This is a genomic window from Ligilactobacillus acidipiscis DSM 15836, from assembly GCF_001435755.1.
GTDB classification, from domain to species: Bacteria; Bacillota; Bacilli; order Lactobacillales; family Lactobacillaceae; genus Ligilactobacillus; species Ligilactobacillus acidipiscis.
Genome location: NZ_AZFI01000129.1, coordinates 1 through 6004 on the forward strand (window position 1 = coordinate 1; position 6004 = coordinate 6004).

The 6004-nt window shown below is 40.0% G+C and carries 6 protein-coding genes; all 6 read right to left on the reverse strand.

What is annotated here, in order from left to right:
* Positions 1 to 575 precede the first annotated feature (575 nt).
* The 6 genes from FC65_RS08230 to FC65_RS08255 are packed head-to-tail and all read right to left on the reverse strand — an operon-like array spanning position 576 to position 5715.
* Positions 576 to 1310 carry an SAM-dependent methyltransferase gene (locus FC65_RS08230; protein WP_235803110.1) on the reverse strand — a complete coding sequence of 245 codons (735 nt, stop codon included), beginning with the start codon at positions 1308 to 1310 and terminating at the stop codon, positions 576 to 578.
* Entirely contained in the window at positions 1307 to 2191 is an 885-nt protein-coding gene (locus FC65_RS08235) for a glycosyltransferase family 8 protein (protein WP_056972281.1), read from the reverse strand. The genes FC65_RS08230 and FC65_RS08235 overlap by 4 nt, the downstream gene beginning before the upstream one ends.
* Positions 2192 to 2250: 59 nt before the next feature.
* Positions 2251 to 2907 carry an ABC transporter permease gene (locus FC65_RS08240; RefSeq protein WP_010499227.1) on the reverse strand — a complete coding sequence of 219 codons (657 nt, stop codon included), beginning with the start codon at positions 2905 to 2907 and terminating at the stop codon, positions 2251 to 2253.
* Entirely contained in the window at positions 2907 to 3854 is a 948-nt protein-coding gene (locus FC65_RS08245) for an osmoprotectant ABC transporter substrate-binding protein (RefSeq protein ID WP_056972282.1), read from the reverse strand. The genes FC65_RS08240 and FC65_RS08245 overlap by 1 nt, the downstream gene beginning before the upstream one ends.
* A gap of 11 nt (positions 3855 to 3865) precedes the next feature.
* Complete coding sequence (locus FC65_RS08250) at positions 3866 to 4492, reverse strand: ABC transporter permease (RefSeq protein WP_056972284.1); 627 nt, start codon at positions 4490 to 4492, stop codon at positions 3866 to 3868.
* Positions 4493 to 4497: 5 nt separating this feature from the next.
* Positions 4498 to 5715 (reverse strand): betaine/proline/choline family ABC transporter ATP-binding protein, encoded by a 1218-nt coding sequence (locus FC65_RS08255; protein ID WP_056972285.1) that lies wholly within the window; start codon positions 5713 to 5715, stop codon positions 4498 to 4500.
* Positions 5716 to 6004 lie beyond the last annotated feature (289 nt).

Below are 6004 nucleotides of genomic sequence, written 5' to 3' on the forward strand. Positions count from 1 at the left end.
TTCATCAGTACCACTTGATAAAGAACCTAATTTTTTAATCATAGTTTTTTAAACGAAAAATTAATTCAAATAGTGCTGGAGAAAAGACTACATCTTTTTTAAGAACTGGGACAAAACTACCCTGGAATAAATAACGATTGCTTCGTAATAAGTTGTTTTCTGAACCATATCGTCAAGTGTCGCCCAGAAAATAAGCAAAAAATTTCTCAGGTTATTTAGCTATTTGAATAACTTGTTTTACTGATAGTTGAATATGGCCTAAGCAACTTGCTTCTTGAACTTTAAGAAACTCAGTCGCTTAGGTTTTTTTAATATTCTTCATACTTTTGATAATCTAGTTCGCTCACTATAATGTAGTGAACGTTTCTAATTGTCCGTTAAATTCTGGTTTAAATTCTAGTTTCAACTGCAAAGGTCTTTTGCTTTTTAACTAGTGCTTTATCGTCATTAATAAAGGAACATCTCTTTCAACTTTATTATGGTGCAGTTCTCGTATTATAGCCAGAAATAATAACTTTGTTCCAGCCACTCATTCCTATAATTAACCAGAAATTTAAAATTTAGTTGGCTTCAACTTATTTGACCTTGAATACTTGATCCATGATAAAATCAAACGGTTGATGGTTGATATTTAGCTTTTTAACTACGGTCAAGTTGGCATTCTGCCAAAATTGAGCTGAATTAGTCGCACCATCCTTCTCACCAATGACTAACAGCTCACCCGGCCAGTCGACAGTACGCAAAAACTGACGAATCTCTTCATCAATCAAAACGCTATCGGGGGACCATTCCATAATGATCACATCCACAACTCGATAGTATTTCTTAACTGCCTTTAAAGCGTCTAGACGTTCAATTTTCGTCCATGGATCTGGCTGAGTAATATCTTGTCCTTGCCAATCTAGGTTATCAGTTGCACTGATATTTTCTATCTGACTAGCCAAAACACCATTTCCAGCCATAACTTGCAAAGTGGAACGCTCATTTAGATATTTTTTTAAATCCCTGATCCAAACAGCAGAAAAGATATGCCAAATGCCAAAATTTTCAATCACACATTGCCTTAAATCATTCAGAAAACTTTCTACCTCTAAGATATCAGGATAACAGTCAATCATTGCAAAAAGTAAATTTTCCGACAATTCTAATTTTGGTAAGGGGAATTGCGGCACTCGTTTTTTTTGGAATGCTGTAACTGTTTTTCTCACAGCTTGCAGCCTTTGACTCACAACAGGCACTCTGCTATATTCCTGCTGATATTTTACCAATTTTGCCAAATATTTTTCAGCCTTCAAATTTGCTTGCATCATAGCTGCCCTTTTTCGAGCGAAAACTTGGAGTTTTTTACATGCAAATCATTTTGCATATTTTCTTTAAACCACGACTGCAAAGCTCGATGCGAATAATGTTTATATAAAGCCGAGTATCTGCCAAAATATCCAGATTTCCAGGGCTTCTCACGTCCACAAAAGTGTAAGATCGCCGTATGTTCCATGACCCAACTCAAGTCCCATTCACCCATACTCAACATTTCATAGGTCCGGTTTTTACGGGCGTCAAAATTCCAGATCTCATCCGGCAGGTCCTTGATCTGATGCCCATACAAGCCATTTAAAATGTCCTGATCTGGCAACAGTAAATTAAATTTATTGTTTTCTATAAAATCAAAGATATCATTTGGATCAACATTTTGCCTGATCTCACTTAAATTCATCAATAATACACCAGAATTATAATAGGCATCAGCATTTTCGTTTTTCAAGCGAACTTTATTAACAACATCAGTCACGTTTGTTAAACGACTATGGCTGCATGCAGCATAAAGATACCCATTAATATCAGTATCGTACAGTGGCTTAATATCATTGATACATAATAGATCTGCATCCAGATATAAAACCTTATCAACGTCTTCTGGCAAATATTTGTGAGCCAAAAGACGGTAGTAGCTCGTATGTGGATAACGATCCGTGATCTTTGCATTCGCAAATTCATTACCAGTCACGATTATGGGACAATAGTCAACCTGATTTTCGTGGCAAAATTGGTAAATTTTTGAAGTTTGTTCCAGCTCTTTTTCTTGGATCACAAACATTTTAATGTGTGTGACCCGCGAATTTTGCAAGATGGAATAAACAACTGTCAGCATTTGATCAACAAATCCATCATTCACTGCAAACAATAAATTCATGACTTAAACCCCATTTAATTTCTTAGTATATATCGAACTTCGCCACCATTATATCATAACTATTTGGCTCCATGCGGTTGGAGTTTTCTTTCGACCCATCCCAAAGCCAGGTCAGAAATAATCGCCATCAAAGCCGTTGGCAAAGCACCAGCCAAAATAATCGCACCACCATTGGTTGCGTTAGTCCCGCGAATAATAATATCACCCAAACCGCCAGCACCAACGAAGGCCCCAATCGCAACATTTCCGATCGCAACGACCAAAGCATTTCTCAAACCAGCCATGATCACGGATACAGCCAAGGGCAACTCGACCAAAAACAGCTGCTGCATTTTCGTCATACCCATTCCTTGGGCAGTATCGATCACATCACTGCTGACACTGATCATCCCTGTATAGGTGTTTTTAACGATCGGTAACAAGGAATACAAGAATACGGTCACGATAACGGTATTAACACCCAGACCCAATGCAAGCATCAAGATCGATAACATAGCCAGCGAAGGGATCGTTTGAATAACGTTAGCCGCTCCAATCGTGAATGAACTAAGTTTATGATGCCGTGCAATAAATATTCCCAGTGGTATGCCGACTATTGCAGCAAATAAAACACCGTATATGGCGATCAAAAAATGTCGAGTAAATTGTTCGAGTACATATGAGCCATTATGGACCATATAGTACCAAAATTGTTGCCACAACCCCATGTTACTCATTATTGATCAGCTCCTCTAAAGTAGTTATTCTTTTCAAGAAATTGGCGGGCCGCAACGGATGGTTCTAATAGATTATTATCTACTTGGTAGTTCAAAGTTTGCATTTGTTTTAAATTTATTTTACCATCCAAACGATGCAGCAACTTACGCAGATCCGGATGTGCCTTTAAAAACTTGCCGTTTACTACAAGTGAGCAATCATAAGGTGGGAAGAAATGTTTATCATCGTTAAGGACCTTTAAGTTATAACTTTTGATCCGTCCATCCGTTGAATACCCTAAGACGGCATTCATCTTACCCTGCTCAACGGCGCTATAGACTAAGCCCAATTGCATTGGATAAACTCTTTGGAAGTCAAAACCATAAGCCTGAGAAAATTCTTTATACCCATCGCCCTTCCGGTTCATCCATGAACTGTCGACACCTGCTTTCATGTCTTTAGCATGAGCCTGCATGTCAGAAACATTAGTCAAGTGATATTTCTTAGCAGTTTCTTGCGTAACCATGAACGCATAAGTGTCAGCAAAGCCCATTGAAGGATAACGAATTTGTCCATACCGTTTCTTTAGCTGTGTATTAACGATATGCGTGGCCTTTTTTGGATTTTTCTCGGGGGGCAATTGTAATGTCCCGGTGAGATCTGTCCCGGTGTAGCTAGTGGCCATCACATCGGCATCATTTCTTTGCAAGGCTGCCTGTGAAACAGAAGATGACCCTAAATTATTGACTAAGAACGTCTTATAATCAGTTTCATGCGTGATCAGTTCCGAGATAATATTTGCGATGATCTGTGATTCCGTCGAAGTAACTGAAGCGATCCTGACTGTCTTGTCAGAAGCTCCAGTACCGCTTAGCCCAGGAAAAGAACAACCGCTGACCAAGACTAACAGTGCACAAAGTGTAAGAATAAGTGATTTTTTAAATCTATGTGTGGAATTTCTTAACATAAGTGACCCTCCTATCGCTGTGAGATCGGAGTCAAACGATACTCCAATTTGCCTAGCAGGAAGTCGACAACTAATGCCAATATTGTAACTGGGATCGTCCCGCCAATGATAAGATCCGGTTGATAAAGATTCAAACCATTAAAAATAAAGTCTCCCAATCCACCGGCACCAATGTATGAAGCCAACGTAGCCCATGCAATAACGTAAACTGCCGATAAACGAATACCTGCCATGATAACCTGCATGGCCATTGGTAATTCGACTTGCCAGATCGACTGTAAGGTGGTCATACCCATTCCTTTGGCACTGTCTTTTAAGGTCGGGTCAACATCATTCATGCCAATATAGGTATTACGTAAGATTGGCAACAAGGAATAGATGAATAAGGCCACGATCGCAGGAACCTTCCCGATCCCAAAAATCGGGATCATCAATGCCAGTAAGGCAAGTGAAGGGACTGTTTGCAGCATACTAGCGATCCCTACAATAATTTTGGCTGTTTTAGGAAAACGTGTTAACAAGATCCCGATCGGAACAGCAACAAGGACACCTAGTAACAGCGCAATTGCGGAAATATAAAGCTGTTCCCAAGTTTTAGTAACTAGTTGACCGCCATATTGGTTTAAAAAGGACATCATTGTAATCACTCTCCTTTGACAGCCGAAACGCCATTATCGCGATCACTATTTTCCTGGCCTCCATCAGTATCATCAACAAGTTGTTCATTTGCGGATTCGCCCCAGATCGTATCGTAGACCACGTCGACCATGGTCGTCCGCGTGACGATACCCAGCAGTTTTTTGTCTTTATCGACCACTGGCAAATATTTGAAATCACGGTTCAACATTTTGCGCACAGTTTTTCTGACTAAGGTATCATTTTGAAGTGTCGGCATGTCGGTACTCATCAAGTCTGAAACACTGGTAGCACTCTTATAATGAGTAGTGATAGTGTCGATATCAGCATAACCTTTAAAATAATTATCCTTGTCGACAACGATCAAAGTATCTACCCGTCGTTGACGCATTAGTTTAACTGCATCTGAAACTGAACGTTCCAACGTGATTTTGACCGGATCTTTTAGCATGATCTGGTCAACTGTGGATAACTCAGCCCGTGCCTGACTTAAACGTTCTTCACCCAAGAGGTTTTTGACGAAATCATTTGCCGGATGCTGCAAGATCTCTTCAGGGGACGCACTCTGAACGATGTGGCTGCCATCTAGAATAACAACTTTTGTGGCTAGCCTAAGTGCTTCATCAATATCATGGGTCACAAAAACGATCGTCTTTTTCAAATGTTTCTGCAGGTCACTGACCAGGTCTTGTAATGACTCACGAGTGATCGGATCCAAAGCACCAAACGGTTCATCCATCAAAATCAGATCTTGATCAGCCGCCAATGCCCGAATGACCCCGACACGTTGCTGTTGTCCACCTGAAAGTTGTGACGGATAACGCTCTAAAAATTCCTCAGGAAGTTCTACTTCCTTACACAATCTTTGAGCCTGTTGTCTTTTCTTTTCTTCCGGCCATTTCAAGAGACGAGGAACAAGCGTGATATTATCGTAAATCGACATGTGCGGCATTAACCCAATGTTTTGGATCACATAACCGATTTGCCGACGTAAAGTTACCGGGTCAATTTTCTTGATATCTTTCCCGTTAAATAATATTTCTCCCGAAGTAGCGTCGTGCATCCGATTGATCATTCGCATCAGTGTAGTCTTCCCAGAACCAGAAGTTCCGATCAAACAAACAAATTCACCCCTGTCGATCGACAGGTTGACACCTTCAACCCCCACACTTCCACCACGGTAAACCTTTTTAACATCCTTGAAGGATAAAATAGGTTCTTCCATTACTTCTCCTCCTATCTTTAAAAACAGGGCATTGTGTGGCTTTAAGGAAGCAAGCACTAGCAACTTCCGCACTATATTGCGCTTTTTTGCAATGTTCTGTGAAAGTTAGCCAAGCGCAAGCTCCTGCCGCACAAAGCCCGATTAAGTTCATGTACTCACTAAAAGAATAGCATAAATTCCGCATTTTTTAAATAATATGAATTTTATCATAATTTATAGTAACCGTATTCATGCCTATTTTTCAATTCTAGTTGCTAAAATAATCGGGTAGGAGATAGTTCACACTATC

Bases quoted from the DNA above. Each gene is read 5' to 3' on its own strand.
- FC65_RS08250 (WP_056972284.1), bottom strand. From the start codon at position 4,492: ATGATGTCCTTTTTAAACCAATATGGCGGTCAACTAGTTACTAAAACT.
- FC65_RS08235 (WP_056972281.1), bottom strand. From the start codon at position 2,191: ATGAATTTATTGTTTGCAGTGAATGATGGATTTGTTGATCAAATGCTG.
- FC65_RS08230 (WP_235803110.1), bottom strand. From the start codon at position 1,310: ATGATGCAAGCAAATTTGAAGGCTGAAAAATATTTGGCAAAATTGGTA.
- FC65_RS08240 (WP_010499227.1), bottom strand. From the start codon at position 2,907: ATGAGTAACATGGGGTTGTGGCAACAATTTTGGTACTATATGGTCCAT.
- FC65_RS08245 (WP_056972282.1), bottom strand. From the start codon at position 3,854: ATGTTAAGAAATTCCACACATAGATTTAAAAAATCACTTATTCTTACA.
- FC65_RS08255 (WP_056972285.1), bottom strand. From the start codon at position 5,715: ATGGAAGAACCTATTTTATCCTTCAAGGATGTTAAAAAGGTTTACCGT.